Here is a 22,518-nt window from a genome sequence, read left to right as displayed (position 1 = left end):
GGATGTGAATATCTGCTGCAACAGTTCGCTGCAGCGTCAGCCGGAACAGTTCCGCACAGGAGGCAGACCATGTCAGGACCCCGCCCCGTCCGAGCGCCGCGCGGTACGGAACTGAGTGCCCTGGGATGGCAGCAGGAAGCCGCGCTGCGGATGCTGCAGAACAACCTCGACCCCGAGGTCGCCGAGCACCCCGACAAGCTTGTCGTCTACGGCGGCACCGGCAAGGCCGCCCGCGACTGGCGCTCCTTCGACGCCATGGTGCGCACGCTGCGGACCCTGAAGCAGGACGAGACGATGCTCGTCCAGTCCGGTCGTCCCGTCGGCGTCATGCAGACCCACGAGTGGGCCCCGCGCGTCCTCATCGCCAACTCCAACCTGGTCGGCGACTGGGCCAACTGGGAGGAGTTCCGGCGCCTGGAGGCGCTCGGCCTCACCATGTACGGCCAGATGACGGCCGGTTCCTGGATCTACATCGGCACCCAGGGCATCCTCCAGGGCACCTACGAGACCTTCTCCGCCGTCGCCGCGAAGAAGTTCGGCGGCACACTCGCCGGCACCATCACCCTGACCGCCGGTCTCGGCGGCATGGGCGGTGCCCAGCCCCTCGCCGTGACGATGAACGACGGCGTCGCGATCTGCATCGACGTCGACCCGCGCGCCATCGAGCGCCGCATCGAGCACCGGTACCTGGACGTGCGGGCCGACTCCCTGGAGCACGCCCTCCAGCTCGCCGTCGAGGCCCGCGACCAGCGCAGGCCGCTCTCCATCGGCCTCCTGGGCAACGCCGCCGACCTGCTGCCCCGCATGCTCGCCGAGGGCGCCCCCATCGACATCGTGACCGACCAGACCTCGGCCCACGACCCGCTCGCCTACCTCCCCGTCGGCGTGGACTTCGACGACATGGCCTCGTACGCGGCCAAGGACCCGGCGGGCTTCACCACCCGCGCCCGCGAGTCGATGGCCCGCCACGTCGAGGCCATGGTCGGCTTCATGGACGCCGGCGCCGAGGTCTTCGACTACGGCAACTCGATCCGCGGCGAGGCGCAACTCGCGGGTTACGAGCGGGCGTTCGCCTTCCCCGGCTTCGTCCCCGCCTACATCCGCCCGCTCTTCTCCGAGGGCAAGGGCCCCTTCCGCTGGGCGGCCCTGTCCGGCGAGGCCTCCGACATCCACAAGACGGACAAGGCGATCCTCGACCTCTTCCCGGAGAACGAGTCCCTGCACCGCTGGATCAAGCTGGCCGGCGAGCGCGTCCACTTCCAGGGCCTGCCCGCCCGTATCTGCTGGCTCGGCTACGGCGAGCGCGACAAGGCGGGCGAGCGGTTCAACGACATGGTGGCCTCCGGCGAGCTCGCCGCACCCCTCGCCATCGGCCGTGACCACCTCGACTGCGGTTCCGTCGCCTCCCCGTACCGCGAGACCGAGGCCATGCTCGACGGCTCCGACGCGATCGCCGACTGGCCGCTGCTCAACGCCATGGTGAACGTCGCCTCGGGCGCCTCCTGGGTCTCCATCCACCACGGCGGCGGCGTCGGCATGGGCCGCTCCATCCACGCCGGCCAGGTCACCGTCGCCGACGGCACCGCGCTGGCCGGCGAGAAGATCCGCCGCGTCCTGACCAACGACCCCGGCATGGGCGTCATCCGCCACGTCGACGCCGGCTACGACATCGCCGAGTCCGTCGCCGCCGAGCGCGGCGTGCGCGTCCCGATGCGGGAAGGCGACTCCGCGTGACCCAGCACGACGGCGGCCCGGGGACCGTGCCCCCGGCCGCCCCGGCCGCCCCGGCCGCCCCGGCCGCCCCGGCCGCCCCGGCGGCACCGGGCGGCTCCGGGCCGGCCTCCTTCCACACCATGTGGCGTGACCTTCGGCCCATCGGGCGCCACGCGGACAGCGGCGGATACCGCCGGTTCGCCTGGACCGGGGCCGACGCCGACTGCCGGGCGTGGTTCCGGACGCAGGCCGAGTCCCGCGGACTGCGCTACGAGCTGGACCGCAACGGGAACCAGTGGGCCTGGCTCGGCGACCCCGCCGAGGGCGACGCCGTGGTCACCGGATCCCATCTGGACTCCGTGCCCGACGGCGGTGCCTTCGACGGGCCGCTCGGCGTCGTGTCGTCCTTCGCCGCCCTCGACGAACTGCGCGGCAGGCAGGCCCGGTTCACCAGGCCGCTCGCCGTTGTCAACTTCGGGGACGAGGAGGGCGCCCGGTTCGGACTCGCCTGCGTCGGCTCCCGGCTGGCCGCCGGGCAGCTCACCGTCGAGCAGGCACACCGGCTCACGGACGCCGACGGCGTCACGCTCCCGCAGGCCATGGAACGGGCCGGGTACGACCCCGACACCATCGGGCCGGACCCGGAACGCCTCTCCCGTATCGGCGCCTTCGTCGAACTCCACGTCGAGCAGGGCCGGGCCCTCGACCTGTCCGGCGACCGGGTCGGCATCGCCAGCGCCATCTGGCCGCACGGCCGCTGGCGCTTCGACTTCCGGGGCGAGGCCAACCACGCGGGCACCACCCGGCTCGTGGACCGCCGCGACCCGATGCTCCCGTACGCCGAGACCGTGCTCGCCGCCCGGCGCGAGGCCCTGATCACGGGCGCCGTCGCCACCTTCGGCAAGATCTCCGTCGAGCCGAACGGCGTGAACGCCATCCCGTCGCTGGTGCGCGGCTGGCTGGACTCCCGTGCCGCCGACCAGCCGACCCTCGACACCGTCGTCACCGGCATCGAGAAGGCCGCCCGGGAGTACGCGCAGGCCCAGGGCGTCGAACTCGACGTCGTGCGCGAGTCGTTCACCCCCGTCGTCGAGTTCGAGCACGCCCTGCGCGACGAACTCGCCCGCATCCTCACCACCACGGCGGACCTCACCGTCCCCGTGCTGGGGACGGGCGCCGGACACGACGCCGGAATCCTCTCCGGGACCGTCCCGACCGCCATGCTGTTCGTACGCAACCCCACGGGTGTCTCGCACTCCCCGGCCGAGTACGCCGCCGAGGACGACTGCGTGGCCGGGGTGACCGCACTCGCCGACGTACTCGAAGGGCTGGCCTGCAGGTGACGCAGACGTACTGGCTGGAACACGCCTGGCTCGACACCCACGTCGAGCCGGGCGTCGCCCTGACCGTGTCGGGCAGCGGCTCCGCCGCCGGCACGGACGGCCGCATCACCGCCCTGCGCACGGGCGTCCGCACCCCGCCCCCGGGCGCCGAGATCCTGCGCGGACTCACCCTCCCCGGACTCGCCGACGCCCACTCGCACGCCTTCCACCGAGCCCTGCGCGGCACCGTCCAGGTGGGCTCCGGCACCTTCTGGACCTGGCGCGAGACCATGTACTCCGTCGCGGACCGGCTGACCCCGGACACCTACCACGCGCTCGCCCGCGCGGTGTACGCCGAGATGGCGCTCGCGGGCGTCACGGCCGTCGGCGAGTTCCACTACCTGCACCACGCCCCGGGCGGCACCCCCTACGCCGACCCGAACGCGATGGGCGAGGCACTGATCGAGGCCGCGCGGGAGGCCGGGATCAGGATCACGCTGCTCGACACCGCGTACGTCTCCTCGGGCTTCGGCCAGCCGCCCAACCGCCACCAGCTGCGCTTCTCCGACGGCAGCGCGGACGCCTGGGCGGAACGCTCCTCCCTCCTCAAGGACCGTGACCACGCGCGGATCGGCGCGGCCGTCCACTCCGTACGGGCCGTGCCCGCCGGACAGCTGGCGACCGTGGCGCGCTGGGCCGAGGAACGGCACGCCCCGCTCCACGTACACCTGTCCGAGCAGACCGCGGAGAACGACGCCTGCCTGCGGCACCACGGCTGCACCCCCACGCGGCTGCTCGCCGACCACGGCGTGCTCGGCCCGCGCACCACGGGCGTCCACAACACGCACCTCACCGACGAGGACATCGCCCTGCTCGGCGGCTCCTCGACCGGCACCTGCATGTGCCCCACCACCGAACGCGACCTCGCCGACGGCATCGGCCCCGCCGCCGCCCTGCAACGCGCGGGTTCGCCCCTCTCCCTCGGCTCCGACAGCCACGCCGTCATCGACCTCCTCGAAGAGGCCCGCGCGATGGAGCTGAACGAACGCCTGCGCACCCGCACCCGCGGCCACTGGACGGCCGCCGCCCTGCTGCGCGCCGCCTCCGCGGACGGTCACGCGGCGCTGGGCTGGGACGACGCGGGCATCCTGGAAGTCGGCGCGCGCGCCGACTTCACGACGATCGCGCTCGACTCGGTCAGAACGGCGGGCACGCTGCCGCGACTCGGCGCGGAGTCGGCCGTATTCGCCGCGACGGCCGCCGACGTACGCCACACGGTCGTGGCGGGCCGGGCCGTCGTACGCGACGGCGCGCACACCCTCGTACCGGATGTGCCGAAGGCCCTCGCGGACGCCGTCGAAGCGCTGCGCGCCTGACACCCGTCCACAGGCTCACCACCGACAAGGACGCCATGAGCACCGTCATCACCAACATCGCCACGCTGGTCACCAACGATCCCTCCCTCGGTGACGGACCCCTCGGTCTGATCCAGGACGCGGCCGTCGTCATCGACGGCGACCGCGTCGCGTGGACCGGTGAATCAAGGAAAGCACCCGCCACCGACAACCGGGTCGACGCCGGGGGCCGGGCCGTCGTCCCCGGCTTCGTGGACTCCCACTCGCACCTCGTCTTCGCCGGCGACCGCACCGAGGAGTTCAACGCCCGGATGTCCGGCCGCGGCTACACGGCGGGCGGCATCCGCACCACCGTCGCAGCGACCCGCGCCGCGAGCGACGAGGACCTGGAGCGGAACCTCACGCACTACCTCCGCGAGGCCCTGCGCCAGGGCACCACGACCTTCGAGACGAAGTCGGGCTACGGGCTCACCGTCGAGGACGAGGCCCGCGCCCTGCGGATCGCGGCCCGCCACACCGACGAGGTCACCTACCTCGGCGCGCACATCGTCGCCCCCGAGTACGCCGACGACCCGGCCGCGTACGTGGCCCTGGTGACCGGCGAGATGCTCGACGCCTGCGCCCCGCACGCCCGTTGGATCGATGTCTTCTGCGAGAAGGGCGCCTTCGACGGCGACCAGGCCCGCGCCGTCCTCACCGCGGGAAAGGCGAAGGGCCTGCACCCGCGCGTCCACGCCAACCAGCTCACCTACGGCCCCGGCGTCCAGCTCGCCGTCGAGCTGGACGCGGCGAGCGCCGACCACTGCACGCACCTGACCGACGCCGACGTGGCGGCGCTCGCGAGCGGGAACACCGTGGCGACGCTGCTGCCCGGCGCCGAGTTCTCCACCCGCGCCCAGTGGCCGGACGCCCGCCGCCTGCTGGACGCGGGCGTCACCGTCGCCCTCTCCACCGACTGCAACCCGGGCTCCTCCTTCACCTCGTCCGTCCCGTTCTGCATCGCGCTCGCGGTGCGGGACATGGGGATGACGCCGGACGAGGCGGTGTGGTCGGCCACGGCGGGCGGCGCCGCGGCCCTGCGGCGCGAGGACATCGGCCGGCTCACCGTCGGCGCCCGCGCGGACCTGGCCCTCCTGGACGCGCCCAGCCACGTGCACCTCGCCTACCGGCCCGGCGTGCCGCTGGTCACCGGCGTCTGGCGGGGCGGCGTACGCGAGGTCTGATCTCCCCGGGCCCGGTCCTGAGGATTTGGGCGCCCGGTCCGGTCAGGACGCCCCCGCCCGCCACCGCTGCTCCCCGCTCCCGTTCAGCGGGAGCAGCGCCAGGCCGTCGCCGCCGTCCGGGGTGAGCCCGGTCTCGATGGCGACGGCCGGACGGATCACGCCGTCGTCGCCCACGGTGAACCGTAGGTTCTGGGCGTGCCGGCCCTCGGCCGAGGAGCACTCCCAGATGCCGACGCCGTTGTCGACGGAGCCGCGGCTGTCCAGACAGAAGTCACCGTCGGCGTACGACTGGAGGACGCCGCGGGAGGCGTCGACGCGCCAGCGCTGGGTGGACGAGGAGTCGCAGGGGGCCGTGACGACGTCCGTGCCCTTCTCCAGGTCGCCGTCGCGGATGTCCAGGCACAGGCCCGAGGCGGCGTTCACCACCTGGGCGTACTCGGCTCCCGGCGGAGCGGCCGGCGTGGGCTCGGGGGACGGCTTCGGACGCGCGGACCTCGACGGCGACGCGGGCGCGGCCGGGGAGGCGGAGGCGGTGGTCGCCGAGGCCGACGGGTCGGACGGGGACGGGGACCGGGAGGGGGACGGGGCCGCCGGGACCGTCGCCGTGACCGTCACCGACGGCGGGATCGCGGGTGTGCCGACCGCGCCCGCCGCGTCCTGGGCCGGTGAGCCACCGGACGTCAGCAGGAGGAGCAGCAGTGGCGCCAGGGCGACCCCGAGGGCCGCCGACGCCAGCACCAGGCGGCGGGACGGCGGCCAGGGCGGCCCGGACGACGCCCGGACGCCGGGCGCCGGCTCGTGGGCGCCGGTCATGGTGTACGCCGTGCCGGCCCAGGGCAGCAGGCCCTCGGCCAGGGTGGTGCGCGGGTGGTCTCGCAGGGCGGACAGTTCCTCGTACGCCGCCGTGCAGTGCGCGCAGTGCGCCATGTGGGCGTCCAGGTCGGAACTGAAGCGTGGGTTGCCGGGCCGCAGCGATTCCTCGATCAGCCGCCGGAAGTCCCCGCAGGAGGGGTCGTCGGAGGCGGCCAGCCGGGCCTTCAGACAGGCCTGGCCCAGCGTCTGGAGCGCCTGCTCCGTGCCGTACGTCACGTCCTCACGGGTGAGCCCGAGCAGTACCGCCGTCCGCTCCTCGGGCTCCCGCTCCACCAGCCCGTACCAGATCAGGCCCTGGGCGCGGGACGGGAGGGACTGGAACGCCGGGAGCATCCGCGGGACGGGGCCCTCGGGGCCGGCCGTGTTCAGGACCAGGAGCAGTCCGGCGTCGAGGCCGGCGGCCCGCTCGTCGGTGGCCCAGGACACGGCCACCCGCGCGGTCAGCAGGAGGAGCCGGTGCCGCCACGGGACGCCGGGGTCGCTGCCGCGGGCCGTCTCCCGGGCCGCGAGGGTGAAGGCCTGCGCCGCGAGCTGGCGTGCCACGGACTCGCTGGTGGTGCACAGACGGGCGTAGGCGAGGACCGACGCGCGGTGGCGGCCGCGGAGTTCCTGCAGTGCCGGGTACGCGGTCGGGGTGGCGGCGCGCAGCAGTTCGGTCAGACGCGCGTCGGGCGTGTGCGCGTGAGCCCCGCCGCCCTCGGCCCCGGTCTCGTCGTCCTTGCCGGCCGGATCGCCCTGAGCCATCCCTCCGCCTCCTCGTCCCCCGTGCGGTCGCTCGCCCCGTCCTGACGTACCAGCCAGTTTGGGGGTGCCCACAGTGACAGGGGTGACCCTCCGGGGAAAGAGTGGCGAGGAGGTTTCTCCGGGTAACTTCCGCCGGGGGAAAGGAACCGTGCGGAATGAACCGGATGAAGCGGAAAGAAGCGGAAAGAAGCGGTCCGGCGCCGTCAGGGCCGGACCGCTTTCCACCGGGACCACGCGGGGGAGTTCCGGGACCGTTTGTGGGGGTACCAGGAGTGCGTGGGGGAGTTCCGGGACCGTTTGTGGGGGTGAGGCTCCGTCACTCCTCGACCGTGAGGCCCCTGCGGAGCCTCACCAGCGTGCGCGACAGCAGCCGCGACACGTGCATCTGAGAGATGCCGAGTTCGTCGCCGATCTCGGACTGGGTCATGTTGGCGACGAAGCGCAGCGACAGGATCTGCCGGTCGCGCGGCGGGAGACCGGCGATCAGGGGCTTGAGGGACTCCACGTACTCGATGCCTTCGAGCCCGTGGTCCTCGTAGCCGATGCGGTCCGCGAGCGCGCCCTCGGAGTCGTCCTCCTCGGGCTGGGCGTCCAGCGAGCTGGCCGTGTAGGCGTTCGAGGCGGCCATGCCCTCGACGACCTCGTCGTTGGTGATGCCCAGGCGTTCCGCCAACTCGCCCACGGTGGGCGACCGGTCGAGCCGCTGGGCGAGCTCGTCGCCCGCCTTGGCCAGGTCGAGCCGGAGTTCCTGCAGCCTGCGCGGCACGCGCACGGACCAGGACGTGTCGCGGAAGAAGCGCTTGATCTCGCCGATGATGGTCGGCATCGCGAAGGTGGGGAATTCCACGCCGCGGCTCAGCTCGAAGCGGTCGATCGCCTTGATCAGGCCGATCGTGCCGACCTGGATGATGTCCTCCATCGGCTCGCTGCGGGAGCGGAAGCGGGAGGCGGCGAACTTCACCAGCGCGAGGTTGAGTTCGACGAGCGTGTTGCGGACGTACGAGTAGTCGTGGGTGCCCTCTTCGAGGGACTCCAGGCGCTCGAAGAGCGTCTTGGACAGGGCTCGTGCGTCCACCGCCCCCACCTCGTCGTACGGGGGGATCTCCGGAAGTCCGTCCAGGCCCGCGAGGTCCGCGCCGTGGTCGGCGGGAGCGTGGTCCGGGTGCTCCGGAGCGGGTGCCGACGTCGCCCTCTGGGTCTGCGATGCGTCGAGCCGGGGTGACATGGTGTCCTCCATCGTTCTCGGCATATGGCCGCCGATGCCAATACGTGCACTGCGGTGTGCGGCGCCTCCGTGGCCGGCCGTGGCGAATAGCTGTCCTTACTAGCCCTACCCGCTCTCGCGTATCCCTCGCAAGTGCCTTTCATTGCTAAATGTCCGTTTTCGGGGGGTTGTTCGGGTGTCGGAGATCGTGGGGAAGGCGTAGTGTTCGAGTGTGTAACCAGGACTCACGACGCTCGGGAGAGAGACGGCATGGACCGCGGGACGGTCGGCAGCGCACAGTCGGGCCGGCTTCTTGTCGAGGTGCGGGAAGAGGGCTCTAGCGCCGTCGTGACCCCCGCGGGTGAGTTGGATCACCACACGGCCGAATTGTTGCGTGAGCCACTCGAGGCCTGCCTCGAAAAGGGATTCTCCCGGCTCGTCGTGGACTGTTCACGGCTGGAGTTCTGCGACTCCACCGGGCTCAACGTGCTGCTCGGCGCCCGGCTCAAGGCCGAGGCCGCGGGCGGCGGGGTCCATCTGGCGGGGATGCTGCCGGTGGTGGCCCGGGTCTTCGAGATCACCGGGGCGGACGCCGTCTTCACCGTTCACGAGTCGCTCGATGCGGCGCTGGCCGACTAGCCGGGGCGTCCGGGCGCCGCTCTGCCGCGTCCAGGTCCCGCCGGACGGCCGCCGCGTCACGTCCGTCACACATTCCCGGTCGGGCAGGGGGGTGTTCCCGCGCGACAGTCGGGCAGGAGACATCCTGACCGTGTCGGCGAGAATCGGTGGGAACGTCGGAGAGAAACGCTGCAGATATCCGTCCCGAGCGTCCTGGACGCGGAAGTGCCCTGATGTCCTGAGTGCGGAAGCCCCTGGTGTGCGTACCACATGCTGAGTACTGAGTCTTGAATCGTGATACTGGTGAATCGGTGAGGTGAAGCGCTGATGAGCACCACCCGGCCTTACTCGCCGGGCGACCGCGGCCCGGAGTCGGGCGAAGGCGGCGCTTCCGGGGTGTCGGGAGACGGCGTGAGCGTGTCCGGGCGCCCGGTGGCCCCGACCGCCGACGGCGTGTCCGTGACGGTGTCCGCGGGCGACGTGGGCGTTGCGTCCGCCGGTCGGTCGGCCCGCAGGCTGAGTTTCGAGGGTGAGAGCGGCGTCGTGCCGCTAGCCCGCGACTTCGCCCGTCAGGCGCTGCACGCGTGGGGCTGGCTGCCCGCCGAGGGCGCCGACCGGCGAGCCGCCGCCGAGGACGTCCTGCTGGTCGTCTCCGAGCTGGTCACCAACGCCTGTCTGCACGCCGAGGGTCCGGAGGAGCTCCGGATCAGCTGCGACAACAAGGTGCTGCGTGTCGAGGTCTCCGACCGGGGCGCCGGCCAGCCCGCACCGCGCACCCCGCACCGCGCCGGACGGCCGGGCGGCCACGGCATGTTCATCGTGCAGCGGCTGTGCCTGGACTGGGGAGTCGTCCGTGCCCCGGGCGTCGCCGGCAAGACCGTATGGGCGGAACTCGGGGCACCCGCCTGACGCCCACCAGGAGTTACCCGCGGTCATAACGCTTCTTCGCCCGTGCCGCACGCGCGCTGGATCTCCTCAGATCCGGCGCGCGCTTTGTCTTCCCTCCACAAGGCCCCGGGCGTACCTTGACGGCCGATCTGATGTTCCGTCAGAAATCTGTCGGGAGTGAGGGGCAGGCCGTGCCGAACCGGACGTACCAGAAACGAACCGCCGCGTTCGCGCTCGCCGCGGCCCTGGCCGGCTCGGCGGTGCTGACGGCCGCCCCCGCCGCCCAGGCCGCCGTGGTGGACGTCGACTACCAGTGCAAGACGCCGATCGGCGACAAGAGCGCCGTCTCGCCCATCGACATCAGGAGCGTCAGGAGCGGCAGCGCCTACAAGCTCACCATGTCCTGGCAGAAGGGCGTCTCCTCCAGCCCGGTCGAGCTGGGCAAGGGCGCGATGAGCCCGAGCGCGGTCATCAAGGTGGGCGGCGCGGACAGCGGCACGGTCGCGGTGAGCGGCCCGGCCAACGCGGCCGCGATCCCCGCCAACACCCCCATCAAGATCAGCGACCTGAGCGGGACGTACACCCCGTCCAAGAGCGGCAAGGTCACCTTCACGGCGGGCGTCCTGACCATCAAGGCGCTCGGCACGACCACCACCTGCACGCCCACCAACAACCCGGGGCCCTCGCTGACCCTCGACGTCACGGCCGCGGGCGGCGGGACCGGTTCGGGCGGTTCGAGCGGTTCGAGCGGTTCGGGCGGGTCGGGTTCCCAGACCGGCTCCGGCGGGCAACTCCCGCAGACCGGTCCCGCCGACTCGGCGCTGGCCCTCGGCACGCTCGGCGGCACGGTGCTGCTCGCGGGCGCCGCGGGCGCGCTGTGGCTGACGCGCAGGCAGCAGGCGGCACGCCGCTGACGCGTTGACCCGTAACGACCAGGAGCCGCCGATGCCGTACGCCCGTGTTCTGTGCTGTGCCGTCGGCGTGCTGCTGTCGCTGGCCGCACCTCCGGCCGCCGCGGGGGAGGCCGACTGGTCCGTCGTGCCGTCCGCGTCCGCGGGCACCGGGCGGCCGTACGTCTACGCGGAGGGGACGCCCGGCACGGTCCTCCAGGACACCGTGTCCGTGCTCAACCCGGGCGCGCGGCCGCTGACGGTCCGGCTGCGCGGCGCGGACGCCGACAGCACCGCGCGCGGCGGCCTCACCGTCCGTACCACCGGGAGACCCACGGACACGGGCGCCTGGATCGCCTTCGCCGAGAAGCGGGAGGGACACCGGGCACCGGCCGGCGCGGTGTCCGTCCGGGTTCCCGCACGCACCCGCGCCGACGTGCCGTTCAGCGTGAGCGTCCCGCCGGGCGCGACGCCCGGCGACCATCCGGGGGCCATCGTCGCGAGCGCCGGCGGCCGCTCCTCGGCGGTACGGGTGCGGCTGCGGGTCGGCGGGCCGGCGCTGTCGGCGCTCACGGTCGAGCACGTCACCCTGCACGGCGGACGCATCTCGTACGAGCTGGTCAACCTCGGCAACACCGTGCTCACCCCGAAGCTCGCGGTACGCGCCGACGGCGTCCTCGGCAGGGTCCTCGACCGACCCCCGAGGGCCCTTCGGGTCGAGCTCCCGCCGGGCCGCCGCGTGACGCTCACCGAACCGTGGCGCGACCCGCCGGCGCTGGACGCGGTCGACGTGCGGCTCACGGTGACGGCGGCGGGAGGGGCGCGCGCCACCGCCTCCGCACCGGTGCGGTTCGTGCCCTGGGACGGGCTCGCGGGCGTCGGGTGCGGCCTCGCCGGGGTCACCGCGCTGCTCGTCGTACGGCGGCGCGGGCGCCGTAGGACGCACGACGGGGCGTGCGCACCGGCGCGTGCGGAAGCGGCGCGTGCGGAAGTGGCGCGTACGGACGCGGAGTGGACGGGAGCGGTGTCGTGAGCTTCGTCGGTGGCAGGGCGCGCGTGGCGGTGCGGGCGGTGGTGGCGGTGCGGGCGGTGGCGGTGCGGGCGGTTGCGGTCGCGCTGCTCCTGGTCCCTGTGGTCGGGTCGTCCGCCGCGTCCGCCGCGTCCGCCGCGTCCGTCGCGTCCGCGGCGGGGAGACCGGGGGTGGAACTGTCCACCTCCGAGGCGGGGACGGGTGGTTCGGTCACCGTGACCGGCAGCGGATGGCGGCCGAGGACGCTGCTGACGCTGCTGATCTGCGGACAGTCCGTGCCGTCCCGTGGGGTGATCGGCGGCACCAACTCCTGTGCCAACGCGGGCGGCCGGGCCGTCACCACCGACGCGAAGGGGAACTTCGAGAAGAAACTGCCGGTCACCGAGCCGCCCAAGCCGTGCCCGTGCGTCGTGCACGTCGCCACGGTCACGGGCGGACAGGCGGCTGCCGACACCGTCTTCATGGTCGCCGGGCACCCCGTCGAACCGCTGCCGAAGGAGTCGGGCGGCGGACGCCTGGTGATACTCACCGACACCCGGCTGGACGGCTCCGGCGGAGTGCTGACCTGGTTCGGCGCGCCGCCCGCCCGGGACCTCGTCTTCACCGTCGGCAACGTCGGCACCGCCTCCGTCAAGGATCCCGTCTTCCAGGTCGGCACCTCGCACGGGGTGTTCGCGCCGCAGTGGGAGGAACAGCAGTGGCGCGGCACGGTCGCGCCCGGCAGGAAGGCGCGGATCACCCTCCCGGTGGAGCTCGCGGCCGGGGCGCACGGCGACTACACGGTCTCGTTGAGGTACGACGGGAAGGTCCTCGCCGAACAGCCGTGGGGCGTCGGCCGCCCCTGGGGCGTGACGCTCTTCTGGATCCTGCTGTGCGTGGTCGTCCCGGCGGCGGTGTTCCGGATCGGGATGGCCGTGGTGGACCGGGTGCGGCCGCGCCGGGCGGCGCGCCGCGCGGGCCGGCACCGGGGCCTGCGGCTGGCCGGTATCACCCTCCGGCTGCCGAGGCCGGGCGGTTCCCCCGCCCCGCCGTCCGCACCCACCGCGCCGGAGACGGCGAGGTCCGCCGCGGCGGGGAACCGCGTGCCGAAGACCGCCACGACCCCGGCCCTGCCGTGGTTCACGCCGGACAACGATCCCGGCGGCACCGCGAACGGTCAGCTCTCCGCACCGCAAGAGAACACTCCGACGACGAAGGGGAACACGTGAGTACGCGATGGAGAGTTGCGTCGGCGGGAGGGCGGAGAGGCGCCCCCTCGGACGGGCGGAGAACAGTCCCGGGGGGTGGCCGCAGAGCGAGCGCGACCGGGTTCGCGCTGATGTTCGTCGGCGCGGGCCTTCTGGTGGGCGTCGCGGCGGGCCCCGCACAGGCCGCCGGGGTGTCCTACGCGACCCGGTGCGTTCCGCCCGCGGCCTCCGGCCTGGACCCCGTCGAGGGCACCACCGAGGTGCAGATCACCGCGCCCGCGACGGCGGGCGTGGGCGACGAGGTCGAGGTGGTCTGGAAGTTCACGCGGGCCGCGTCGAAGAACCCGGACCTCATCGACCTCCCGGCCGACTCGGTCCAGCCGAGCGGCACCCTCAAGGCGGCCGGTGCGCAGACCGCGGACCTCGCGATGCAGGGCCCCCGTAAGAACCCGGCCATACCCAAGGGCGGGGCCATGGTGCTCTCCGACATGAAGGGCACCCTGAAGCTGACGGCACCCGGCACGGTCACGCTGACCCCGGACGCGTACAGCATCAACGCCTTCTCGACGGACACGAAGTGCGCACCGACCGAGACGGTGAAACCGGCGGCGACGATCGAGGTGACAGGTGCCCCGACGTCACCGTCACCGACTCCGACATCGACGCCCTCGACCACCCCCTCCGGCACGGCGTCGACGCAGCCCTCCGGATCGGCGTCGGCGAGCCCGAGCGACAGCGGGGGACAGACGGACTTCACCGGAAAGGAGGTCTCCGTCGCCTACGCGTGCAAGACGCCGATAGGGGACAAGAACGCCACCTCTCCTGTACAGATCGACGCACGGAAGAACGGTGGGGGTTTCGACCTCACGGTCCGGTTCAAGAAGTCCGTGATGGACAGTCCGGCCGACATCCCGGCGAACTCGGTCAAGCCGTCGATGGAGGTGGTCCTCGGCGGTGCGGACAAGGGCACCGTCCACGTCGAGGGGCCGGCCAACGCCCAGCCGATCAAGTCCGGGGACCCCATCGCGGTTCCCGACCTCACGGGCACGTACAAGCCCGGCGCGAGCGGTGAGTCCACCCTGGCACCCGGTGTGCTGACGGTGAAGGCCCTCGGCACCACGACGACCTGCACCCCGCAGACGTCACAGGTCTCGCTGACCCTGGACACCACGCGGCAGGAGGGCGGCGCGTCCGGCGGAGGAGGGTCCACCTCCACGTCCGGCGGTACGTCGTCCGGGTCCACGTCGACGTCCGGCGGCCTCGCGGAGACGGGCTCCGACAGCCATGGCGCGCTCAGGGCGCTTGGGCTGGTCGCCGGAACGGTGATCCTGCTCGGCGGAGCGGTCTTCACGTTCCTGCCCCGCCGGCACCCGCACTGAACCGTCCCCGCGTCCGGGCGCGGGAACGCCGGAGGGCCACCGCGCCGATGTGGTGCGGTGGCCCTCCGGGTGCCGGGCGTGCACCGGGGGAAGCCCCCGGCGCGGGTGCGTCAGTTGACGTCGCCCATCAGTTCCTTGACCCGCTTGCGGTACATCCAGACCGCGATGCCGGCGATCACGGCGAGCGTGGCCTCCAGGGCGACGATGCCCGTCTTGTTGAGGTCGACCTCGGCGATGGAGAGGATGCCGGTCGTGGCGTCACCGGCGGTGACCGCCAGGAACCAGACACCCATCATCTGCGAGGCGTACTTCGCGGGAGCCATCTTCGTCGTGACCGACAGACCCACCGGAGAGAGCGTCAGCTCGCCCACGGTCTGCACGAAGTAGATCGCCACCAGCCACATCGCCGCCGCCTTGTGACCGCCCTCGGCGATCGTCAGCGGGGCCAGGAAGAGGAAGAACGACGCACCGACCAGGATCAGGCCGGAGGCGAACTTGGTGGCCGTGCTCGGCTCCTTGCCGCGCTTGTTCAGCGACAGCCACGCCCAGGCGAAGACCGGGGCCAGAGCCATGATCATGACCGGGTTGACCGACTGGTACCAGGAGACCGGGAAGTTCCAGCCGAAGATCGTGTTCTTGGCGGACGACTCGGCGAAGATCGACAGGGTCGAGCCGCCCTGGTCGTAGATCATCCAGAAGACGGCCGCCGCGACGAAGAACCAGATGTACGCGGACATCTTCGACTGGTCGGCGCGGTCCAGGTCCTTGTCCCGCTTGATGCGGCCGATGACCATGACGGGGATGACCAGACCGGCGAGCGTGATCGGGACCAGCAGCCAGTTCAGCGTGTAGTGGCCCGAGAAGCCGACGATCGCGTAGAAGACGACGGCGACGGCCGCCCAGAACGCGGACTTGCGCAGCGTCGCGGCCTTCTCCTCGGCCGACAGAGGCGTGGGGACCTCCTGCGAGCGGGGGCTCAGGTGACGGCCGCCGAGCAGGTACTGGGCCAGACCCAGGGCCATGCCGAGCGCGGCGATCGCGAAGCCCAGGTGCCAGTTCACGTTCTCGCCGACGGTGCCGATGACCAGCGGCGCGATGAAGGCGCCCAGGTTGATGCCGATGTAGAAGAGGGTGAAGCCACCGTCGCGGCGCGGGTCGTCCGGGCCGTTGTAGAGGTGGCCGACCATCGTCGAGATGTTGGCCTTGAGCAGACCGGAACCGATGGCCACGAGGCCGAGGCCCGCGAAGAAGGTGCCGGAGGTGGGCAGGGCGAGCGTGAGGTGGCCCAGCATGATGATCAGGCCCGCGACGGCGACCGTCTTGCGGGGGCCGAGGACACGGTCGGCGAACCAGCCGCCCGGCAGGGCGAGGAGGTACACCAGGGACAGGTACACGGAGTAGATCGCGGTCGCGGTGGCCGCGCTCATGTGCAGGCCGCCCGGTGCCACCAGGTACAGCGGGAGCAGAGCCTTCATGCCGTAGTAGGAGAAACGCTCCCACATCTCGGTCATGAAGAGAGTGGCCAGTCCGCGGGGGTGGCCGAAGAAGGTCTTCTCGGAACCGGGAGTGCCCGGTGTGACCGAGTCCTTCGTCAGGCTGGACGCCATGGTCGTTCCTTGCTGGTCGGGACGCGCTGCTGGAGCGTCGCGCGCCCGGTGGGGGGCGGCCGGCACCGGCGAGGTCCGACCCGTCCACCCCACGCCCACGGGGAGTCCGCTCCGGTTCGCGAAGCGGTGCACGGCGACCACCGGGATCCACGCCCGTCACGCGTCGATGCGCTCGGGCCCGGCCACAGGTCATTCCTTTCGAGGCTGGCGAAACACCAGCCCGCACACAAAAGAGACCCTCAGCGTCACATAACGCGCCAAAGGTCCTAGTGCGGTGCTACAGGCGTCTGGTCACCATACGACATGTCAATGCCGCATATGAAAGGACTTGAGAGATGGATCACAGGTAATAATGGAACCACGGAAGGGTATTCGAAGGCCTTACCCAAGATCGTGTCCCACAGCCGAAGGCGGCTCTCCGACCGGTCGTAGGTAAGAATCCCGGTTGCCGATCACACCACAGGTGCTGTCCGAGGCGGACTACCATCACCCCATGACCCGTGTACTGCTCGCCGAGGACGACGCGTCCATCTCGGAGCCGCTGGCCCGTGCCCTGCGCCGGGAGGGTTACGAGGTCGAAGTGCGCGAGGACGGACCCACCGCGCTCGACGCCGGGATGCAGGGCGGCGTCGACCTGGTCGTCCTGGACCTGGGGCTGCCCGGGATGGACGGCCTGGAAGTGGCCCGCCGACTCCGTGCCGAAGGCCACACCGTCCCCATCCTCATCCTGACCGCGCGCGCCGACGAGGTGGACACCGTCGTAGGTCTCGACGCGGGCGCCGACGACTACGTGACCAAGCCGTTCCGTCTCGCCGAACTGCTCGCCCGCGTCCGGGCGCTCCTGCGGCGTGGCGCCGCCGAGCCGCAGCAGCCGCCCGCCACGCACGGGGTGCGGATCGACGTCGAGTCGCACCGGGCCTGGATGGGTGACGAGGAACTCCAGCTCACGGCCAAGGAGTTCGACCTGTTGAGGGTGCTGGTCCGGGACGCGGGGCGGGTCGTCACCCGGGACCAGCTCATGCGCGAGGTCTGGGACACCACGTGGTGGTCGTCCACCAAGACCCTCGACATGCACATCTCCTGGCTGCGCAAGAAGCTCGGTGACGATGCGGCGAACCCCCGGTACATCGCGACGGTACGGGGTGTCGGTTTCCGCTTCGAGAAGAGCTGACGGCGCCGGCCGGGGCCCGCTTACTCGGCCCGTCCGGCGTTCGAGGACGAGCCCTCCGGGCGATGCGGGGTCCGGGGGGCAGCTCCTTGGCGGGGGTCTGGGAGCGGAGCCCCCAGGTACGGGACGAATCGGGTCGGGTCGGGGCGGGGGCGAAGAGACCCCTCCGCCATCGCGACAGTGCACACTGATCCCCGTACAGCCACCCGCCCGGAGGGTCCCGTGCGTCGCCGCCTCATCCAGTCCACCCTCGCCGTCGTCCTCGTGGTGATCGCCGTCTTCGGCGTCTCCCTCGTGATCGTCGAGACCCGCACCATCAGCAACAGTGCCCAGGAACGCGTGGACTCCGAGGCCCTGCGCCTCGCCAGCATCGTGGACAGCCGCATCCTCGGCGAGGAACACATCAACGCGGAGATCCTCAGGAACCAGGTCGCGGAGGACCGCTACGCCGTGATCCGGGTCCCCGGCCAGCCCCCCATCGAGGTCGGGATCCAGCCCAGCGGCGACGTCATCCACTCCACGGCCAAGGGCGAGGAGGGCGAGACGGTCGTCGTCCAGGAGCCCCGCTCGGCCGTGACCCGCGAGGTCGGCCGCACCCTCCTGATCATCGCGGCGGTCGCCCTGCTCGCGATCATCGCCGCCGTCCTGCTCGCCGTACGCCAGGCCAACCGCCTGGCCTCCCCGCTCACCGACCTCGCGGAGACCGCCGAGCGGCTCGGCTCCGGCGACCCCCGCCCCCGCCACAAGCGCTACAGCGTCCCGGAGCTGGACCGTGTCGCGGACGTCCTGGACAGCAGCGCGGAACGCATCGCCCGCATGCTGACCGCCGAGCGCCGCCTGGCCGCCGACGCCTCCCACCAGCTCCGCACGCCCCTCACGGCCCTCTCCATGCGGCTGGAGGAAATCACCCTCACGGATGACCCGGACATCGTGAAGGAGGAGGCGACGATCGCGCTCACCCAGGTGGAGCGGCTCACGGACGTCGTGGAGCGACTGCTGACCAACGCCCGCGACCCCCGTACGGGCTCCGCCGTCTCCTTCGACCTCGACGAGGTCATCAAGCAGCAGCTCGAGGAGTGGCGCCCCGCCTACCGCAGCGCGGGCCGCGCCATCGTCAGCTCGGGCAAGCGGCACCTGCGGGCGGTCGGCACCCCGGGCGCGGTCGCCCAGGTGCTGGCCGCGCTCATCGAGAACTCGCTCATGCACGGCGGCGGCACCGTCGCCCTGCGGACCCGGGTCACCGGCAACCAGGCCGTCGTCGAGGTCACGGACGAGGGGCCCGGGGTCCCCACCGACCTGGGCGCCCGCATCTTCGAGCGCACGATCAGCGGCCGCAACTCCACCGGTATCGGTCTCGCGGTCGCCCGGGACCTCGCGGAGGCCGACGGGGGCCGTCTGGAGATGCTGCAGGCGCAGCCGCCGGTGTTCGGTCTGTTCCTGTCGCGTACGCCGCTGAAGAGGCCGCCGCTGGTGGACGAGGAGGAGCCGACGGTCCGGTAGCGGGACTCCGGCGTGACGGAAGGTTTCGCGACCCGCCCCAGGGCGTATTGCGAAAGTCCCGCCCGCTTTCGCAACAGGCCCTAGCCGGCCCGAACCCTGGCGGGCGCGAGCTCGGCGCCGGTCTGCGCCTCCGGCTCGTCGAGGACGGCCCGCGTCCGCGGTTGCGTCCCCGGCTCCGTCCCGGTCGCCGGCTCCTCGGCCGGCAGCGTGCGGAACACCCAGGTGCGGTACGACCAGAAGCGGAACAGGGTCGCGATGCCGATGCCGACGAACTTGAAGACGTTGCTCTGCAGCTGGCTGTCCCAGCCGAAGCCGTACGTCGCCACGTACAGCACACCGTTCTCGATGACCAGTCCCACCGCGCTGAACAGCACGAAGAGGGTCATCTCCCGGGTGCGGCCGCCGCGGTCGCGGTCCCGGTAGGTGAAGTAGCGGAACCCGACGTAGTTGAAGACGATGGCGACGACCGTGGCGATGACGCTGGCCCGGACGACCTGCAGTCCGGTGGCGTGCCGGACCAGGTTGAAGGTCACCAGGTTGACGAGCAGGCCCGCGCCGCCGACCGCGCCGAATTTGGCGACTTCCCGCAGGAGCTGGTCGAAACGGCGGCGAACCGCGCCGCGAGGCCTCGTATGAAGCCCCGAAGAAGCACTGCCCATGGTGTCGCCAGCCCCCGTCGTCCGGTCATCGGTCGGTCGTCGTTCGGTTGTTTCAACCCGGCCATGCTAACCAGCGGCTCCCTGTCGTGCCTGTGGGCAGACTCACGGGTGCGGAAAAAGCGGGTCACCGACGGGGCGGGCGCGGGGCGTACGGCAGGGCGGGGAGCGGACCGAGGGGCGTGCGGGGGCGGGCGCGCGGAGAGCGGAATCCGATCGCCGCGGCGCGGCCGATACTCTTGGAGCGTGACGTTCCCGGTAGTCGGCATGGTCGGCGGGGGTCAGCTCGCTCGTATGACACACGAGGCGGGCATCCCGCTCGGCATCAGGTTCAAGCTCCTCAGTGACACCCCTCAGGATTCCGCGGCGCAAGTGGTCGGCGATGTCGTCATCGGCGACTACCGCGACCTCGACACGCTGCGTGACTTCGCGCGGGGCTGCGATGTGATCACCTTCGATCACGAACATGTGCCCGGCGAGCATCTGCGCGCCCTGGAGGCGGACGGCATTCCCGTCCGTCCGGGCCCCGACGCGCTCGTGCACGCCCAGGACAAGGGTGTGATGCGCGCCAAACTCGACGCGCTCGGCGTGCCCTGCCCACGGCACCGGATCGTGAGCGACGTCGACGACGTCGCCGCCTTCGCGGCCGAGGGCCTCGCGCCCGGCGCCCAGGGCGACGGTTTTCCGGTGATCCTGAAGACCGTCCGCGGCGGCTACGACGGCAAGGGGGTCTGGTTCGTACGCTCCCTGGAGGAGGCGGCCGAGCCCTTCCGCGCCGGTGTCCCCGTGCTGGCCGAGGAGAAGGTCGACTTCGTACGGGAACTGGCGGCGAACGTCGTCCGCTCACCGCACGGCCAGGCGGTCGCGTACCCGGTCGTCGAGTCCCGGCAGGTCGGCGGCGTCTGCGACACGGTGATCGCGCCCGCCCCCGGGATCCCGGACGAGCTGGCCCTGAGGGCCGAGGAACTCGCCCTGCGCATCGCGAAGGAACTCGGCGTCGTGGGCCATCTGGCCGTCGAACTGTTCGAGATCCGCGAGCCCGACGGGACGCCCGGCATCCTCGTCAACGAACTGGCCATGCGCCCGCACAACTCGGGCCACTGGAGCCAGGACGGCGCCATCACCTCCCAGTTCGCCAACCACGTCCGTGCGGTCCTGGACCTCCCCCTCGGCGACCCGCGCCCGCGCGCCAGGTGGACGGTCATGGTCAACGTCCTCGGCGGCGACTACCCGGACATGTACTCCGCGTACCTGCACTGCATGGCCCGCGACCCCCAGCTGAAGATCCACATGTACGGCAAGGACGTGAAGCCCGGCCGCAAGGTCGGTCACGTCAACACCTACGGCGACGACCTGGACGACGTCCTCGATCGCGCCCGCCACGCAGCCGGTTACCTGAGAGGCACGATCACCGAATGAGCCCAGTTGTAGGCATCGTCATGGGGTCGGACTCCGACTGGCCCGTCATGGAGGCCGCCGCCCAGGCCCTGCACGAGTTCGAGATCCCCTACGAGGTCGACGTCGTCTCCGCGCACCGCATGCCGCACGAGATGATCGCGTACGGGGAGCAGGCCGCGGGGCGCGGGCTCAAGGCGATCATCGCGGGTGCCGGCGGCGCCGCCCATCTGCCCGGCATGCTCGCCTCGGTCACCCCGCTGCCCGTCATCGGCGTACCGGTCCCGCTGAAGTACCTCGACGGCATGGACTCGCTGCTGTCGATCGTGCAGATGCCGGCCGGCGTCCCCGTCGCGACCGTCTCCGTCGGCGGGGCCCGCAACGCGGGCCTGCTGGCGGCCCGGATGCTCGCCGCGCACGACGAGGAACTCCTCGCCCGCATGCGGGACTTCCAGCAGGAGCTGAACGACCAGGCCACCGAGAAGGGCAAGCGGCTGCGGGCCAAGGTCGAGGGCATGGCCGGCGGCTTCGGCTTCGGGAAGTGACGCGGATGGCATCCCTCGACGAAGCCCGGGACCTGTTGCGGGAGTTCCCCGTGGTGGACGGTCACAACGACCTCCCCTGGGCTCTGCGCGAGCAGGTCCGCTACGACCTCGGCGCCCGTGACATCGCCACCGACCAGAGCGCCCATCTGCACACCGACCTGGCACGCCTGCGCGCCGGCGGCGTCGGCGCGCAGTACTGGTCGGTGTACGTCCGCTCGGACCTGCCCGACCCGCTCACCATGACGCTCGAACAGATCGACTGCGTACGGCAGTTGATCGACCGTCACCCGGCCGACCTGCGCGCCGCGCTGACGGCGGCGGACATGACGGCGGCGCGGGCGGAGGGCCGGATCGCCTCGCTCATGGGCGCGGAGGGCGGTCACTCCATCGACAACTCCCTCGGCGCGCTGCGGGGGTTGTACGCGCTGGGCGTGCGTTACATGACGCTCACCCACAACGACAACACCGCGTGGGCGGACTCGGCCACGGACGTCCCCGCCGTCGGCGGTCTGTCGGCCTTCGGCCGCGAGGTCGTCCGGGAGATGAACCGCGAGGGCATGCTGGTCGACCTCTCGCACGTCGCGGCGACGACCATGCGGGACGCGCTGGACACGTCCACCGCCCCGGTGATCTTCTCCCACTCCTCCTCGCGCGCGGTCTGCGACCACCCGCGCAACATCCCGGACGACGTCCTGGAGCGGCTGCCCGCCAACGGGGGAGTGGCGATGGTGACGTTCGTACCGAAGTTCGTCCTGCAGGCCGCGGTCGACTGGACGGCCGCGGCCGACGAGAACATGCGCGCGCACGGCCTCCACCACCTCGACACCACCCCCGAGGGGATGAAGGTCCACCGTGCCTTCGAGGAGACCAACCCGCGGCCCGTCGCCACGGTGTCGACGGTGGCGGACCATCTCGACCACATGCGCGAGGTCGCGGGCGTGGACCACCTCGGCATCGGCGGCGACTACGACGGCACGGCGTTCACGCCCGAGGGCCTCGACGACGTCTCCGGCTATCCGAACCTGATCGCGGAGCTCTTCGCGCGCGGCTGGTCCCGCTCCGACCTCGCCAAGCTGACCTGGCAGAACGCGGTACGGGTGCTGGGCGCGGCCGAGGACGTGGCCCGCGGCCTGCGGGCGACGCGCGGCCCGTCGAACGCGACGCTCCGACAGCTGGACGGCTGACAGTCCCGGCCGCTTCCGGGTGGACGGGCCGTACCCC

At 72.1% G+C, this 22,518-nt stretch carries 19 protein-coding genes; 15 read left to right on the top strand and 4 right to left on the bottom strand.

Features of this window, described 5'->3' with window-relative positions; translation table 11 throughout:
- The first annotated feature begins 69 nt into the window (after positions 1–69).
- The 4 genes from hutU (at position 70) to hutI (ending at position 5,613) form a co-directional block, all read left to right on the top strand.
- A complete protein-coding gene (hutU, locus tag ACFVTC_RS38530) occupies positions 70–1,734 on the top strand; it encodes a urocanate hydratase (protein ID WP_390133814.1) in 1,665 nt (554 codons plus the stop codon).
- 119 nt (positions 1,735–1,853) lie between these two features.
- Positions 1,854–3,056 (top strand): allantoate amidohydrolase, encoded by a 1,203-nt coding sequence (locus ACFVTC_RS38525; RefSeq protein WP_168533702.1) that lies wholly within the window; start codon positions 1,854–1,856, stop codon positions 3,054–3,056.
- Positions 3,047–4,411 (top strand): formimidoylglutamate deiminase, encoded by a 1,365-nt coding sequence (locus ACFVTC_RS38520; RefSeq protein WP_390133863.1) that lies wholly within the window; start codon positions 3,047–3,049, stop codon positions 4,409–4,411. The genes ACFVTC_RS38525 and ACFVTC_RS38520 overlap by 10 nt, the downstream gene beginning before the upstream one ends.
- Positions 4,412–4,446: 35 nt before the next feature.
- Positions 4,447–5,613 (top strand): imidazolonepropionase, encoded by a 1,167-nt coding sequence (gene hutI / locus ACFVTC_RS38515; protein WP_390133812.1) that lies wholly within the window; start codon positions 4,447–4,449, stop codon positions 5,611–5,613.
- A gap of 42 nt (positions 5,614–5,655) precedes the next feature.
- Here hutI and ACFVTC_RS38510 read toward each other — a convergent pair whose 3' ends face one another.
- Positions 5,656–7,230 carry a ricin-type beta-trefoil lectin domain protein gene (locus ACFVTC_RS38510; protein WP_390133810.1) on the bottom strand — a complete coding sequence of 525 codons (1,575 nt, stop codon included), beginning with the start codon at positions 7,228–7,230 and terminating at the stop codon, positions 5,656–5,658.
- A 316-nt stretch (positions 7,231–7,546) separates the two neighbouring features.
- Positions 7,547–8,455 carry an RNA polymerase sigma factor SigF gene (locus ACFVTC_RS38505; RefSeq protein WP_390133861.1) on the bottom strand — a complete coding sequence of 303 codons (909 nt, stop codon included), beginning with the start codon at positions 8,453–8,455 and terminating at the stop codon, positions 7,547–7,549.
- Positions 8,456–8,704: 249 nt separating this feature from the next.
- Between ACFVTC_RS38505 and ACFVTC_RS38500 the strand changes: the two genes are divergently transcribed.
- The 6 genes from ACFVTC_RS38500 (at position 8,705) to ACFVTC_RS38475 (ending at position 14,426) form a co-directional block, all read left to right on the top strand.
- On the top strand, positions 8,705–9,073 hold the full coding sequence (locus ACFVTC_RS38500) for an STAS domain-containing protein (protein ID WP_390133808.1): 369 nt from the start codon (positions 8,705–8,707) through the stop codon (positions 9,071–9,073).
- A 306-nt stretch (positions 9,074–9,379) separates the two neighbouring features.
- A complete protein-coding gene (locus ACFVTC_RS38495; protein WP_390133806.1) occupies positions 9,380–9,961 on the top strand; it encodes an ATP-binding protein in 582 nt (193 codons plus the stop codon).
- Positions 9,962–10,092: 131 nt separating this feature from the next.
- Entirely contained in the window at positions 10,093–10,854 is a 762-nt protein-coding gene (locus ACFVTC_RS38490) for an LPXTG cell wall anchor domain-containing protein (RefSeq protein WP_390133804.1), read from the top strand.
- 31 nt (positions 10,855–10,885) lie between these two features.
- The gene (locus tag ACFVTC_RS38485) at positions 10,886–11,863 is read left to right on the top strand and encodes a hypothetical protein (protein ID WP_390133802.1); all 978 of its coding nucleotides are present in this window, start codon (positions 10,886–10,888) and stop codon (positions 11,861–11,863) included.
- A gap of 38 nt (positions 11,864–11,901) precedes the next feature.
- Entirely contained in the window at positions 11,902–13,068 is a 1,167-nt protein-coding gene (locus ACFVTC_RS38480; protein ID WP_390133859.1) for a hypothetical protein, read from the top strand.
- 110 nt (positions 13,069–13,178) lie between these two features.
- Positions 13,179–14,426 (top strand): hypothetical protein, encoded by a 1,248-nt coding sequence (locus ACFVTC_RS38475; protein WP_390133800.1) that lies wholly within the window; start codon positions 13,179–13,181, stop codon positions 14,424–14,426.
- 110 nt (positions 14,427–14,536) lie between these two features.
- Here the strand turns inward: ACFVTC_RS38475 and ACFVTC_RS38470 are convergent, their stop codons facing one another.
- Complete coding sequence (locus tag ACFVTC_RS38470; RefSeq protein ID WP_390133798.1) at positions 14,537–16,033, bottom strand: oligopeptide:H+ symporter; 1,497 nt, start codon at positions 16,031–16,033, stop codon at positions 14,537–14,539.
- A 493-nt stretch (positions 16,034–16,526) separates the two neighbouring features.
- Here ACFVTC_RS38470 and ACFVTC_RS38465 point away from each other — a divergent pair, with 493 nt between their 5' ends.
- Together ACFVTC_RS38465 and ACFVTC_RS38460 are read left to right on the top strand one after the other, a co-directional pair.
- Positions 16,527–17,204, top strand: coding sequence for a response regulator transcription factor (locus tag ACFVTC_RS38465; protein WP_018566970.1), 678 nt, complete (start codon positions 16,527–16,529; stop codon positions 17,202–17,204).
- 219 nt (positions 17,205–17,423) lie between these two features.
- Positions 17,424–18,701, top strand: a complete 1,278-nt coding sequence (locus tag ACFVTC_RS38460) for an ATP-binding protein (RefSeq protein WP_390133796.1) — start codon at positions 17,424–17,426, stop codon at positions 18,699–18,701.
- A gap of 80 nt (positions 18,702–18,781) precedes the next feature.
- Here ACFVTC_RS38460 and ACFVTC_RS38455 read toward each other — a convergent pair whose 3' ends face one another.
- A complete protein-coding gene (locus ACFVTC_RS38455; protein ID WP_390133794.1) occupies positions 18,782–19,360 on the bottom strand; it encodes a GtrA family protein in 579 nt (192 codons plus the stop codon).
- 264 nt (positions 19,361–19,624) lie between these two features.
- Between ACFVTC_RS38455 and ACFVTC_RS38450 the strand changes: the two genes are divergently transcribed.
- Genes ACFVTC_RS38450 through ACFVTC_RS38440 form a run of 3 tightly spaced genes read left to right on the top strand, consistent with a single transcriptional unit; the run spans position 19,625 to position 22,481 of the window.
- Positions 19,625–20,776: a 5-(carboxyamino)imidazole ribonucleotide synthase gene (locus ACFVTC_RS38450; RefSeq protein ID WP_390133857.1), complete on the top strand. Its 1,152-nt coding sequence runs from the start codon at positions 19,625–19,627 to the stop codon at positions 20,774–20,776.
- The gene (gene purE / locus ACFVTC_RS38445; protein ID WP_390133792.1) at positions 20,773–21,297 is read left to right on the top strand and encodes a 5-(carboxyamino)imidazole ribonucleotide mutase; all 525 of its coding nucleotides are present in this window, start codon (positions 20,773–20,775) and stop codon (positions 21,295–21,297) included. The genes ACFVTC_RS38450 and purE overlap by 4 nt, the downstream gene beginning before the upstream one ends.
- A 5-nt stretch (positions 21,298–21,302) precedes the next feature.
- Positions 21,303–22,481 carry a dipeptidase gene (locus tag ACFVTC_RS38440; RefSeq protein WP_390133790.1) on the top strand — a complete coding sequence of 393 codons (1,179 nt, stop codon included), beginning with the start codon at positions 21,303–21,305 and terminating at the stop codon, positions 22,479–22,481.
- The last annotated feature ends 37 nt before the right edge of the window (positions 22,482–22,518 follow it).

Origin of the sequence: Streptomyces sp. NPDC057950, assembly GCF_042887295.1 — a bacterium.
Lineage (GTDB): Bacteria > Actinomycetota > Actinomycetes > Streptomycetales > Streptomycetaceae > Streptomyces > Streptomyces kaempferi.
This window is presented reverse-complemented; position numbering and strand designations above follow the sequence as displayed.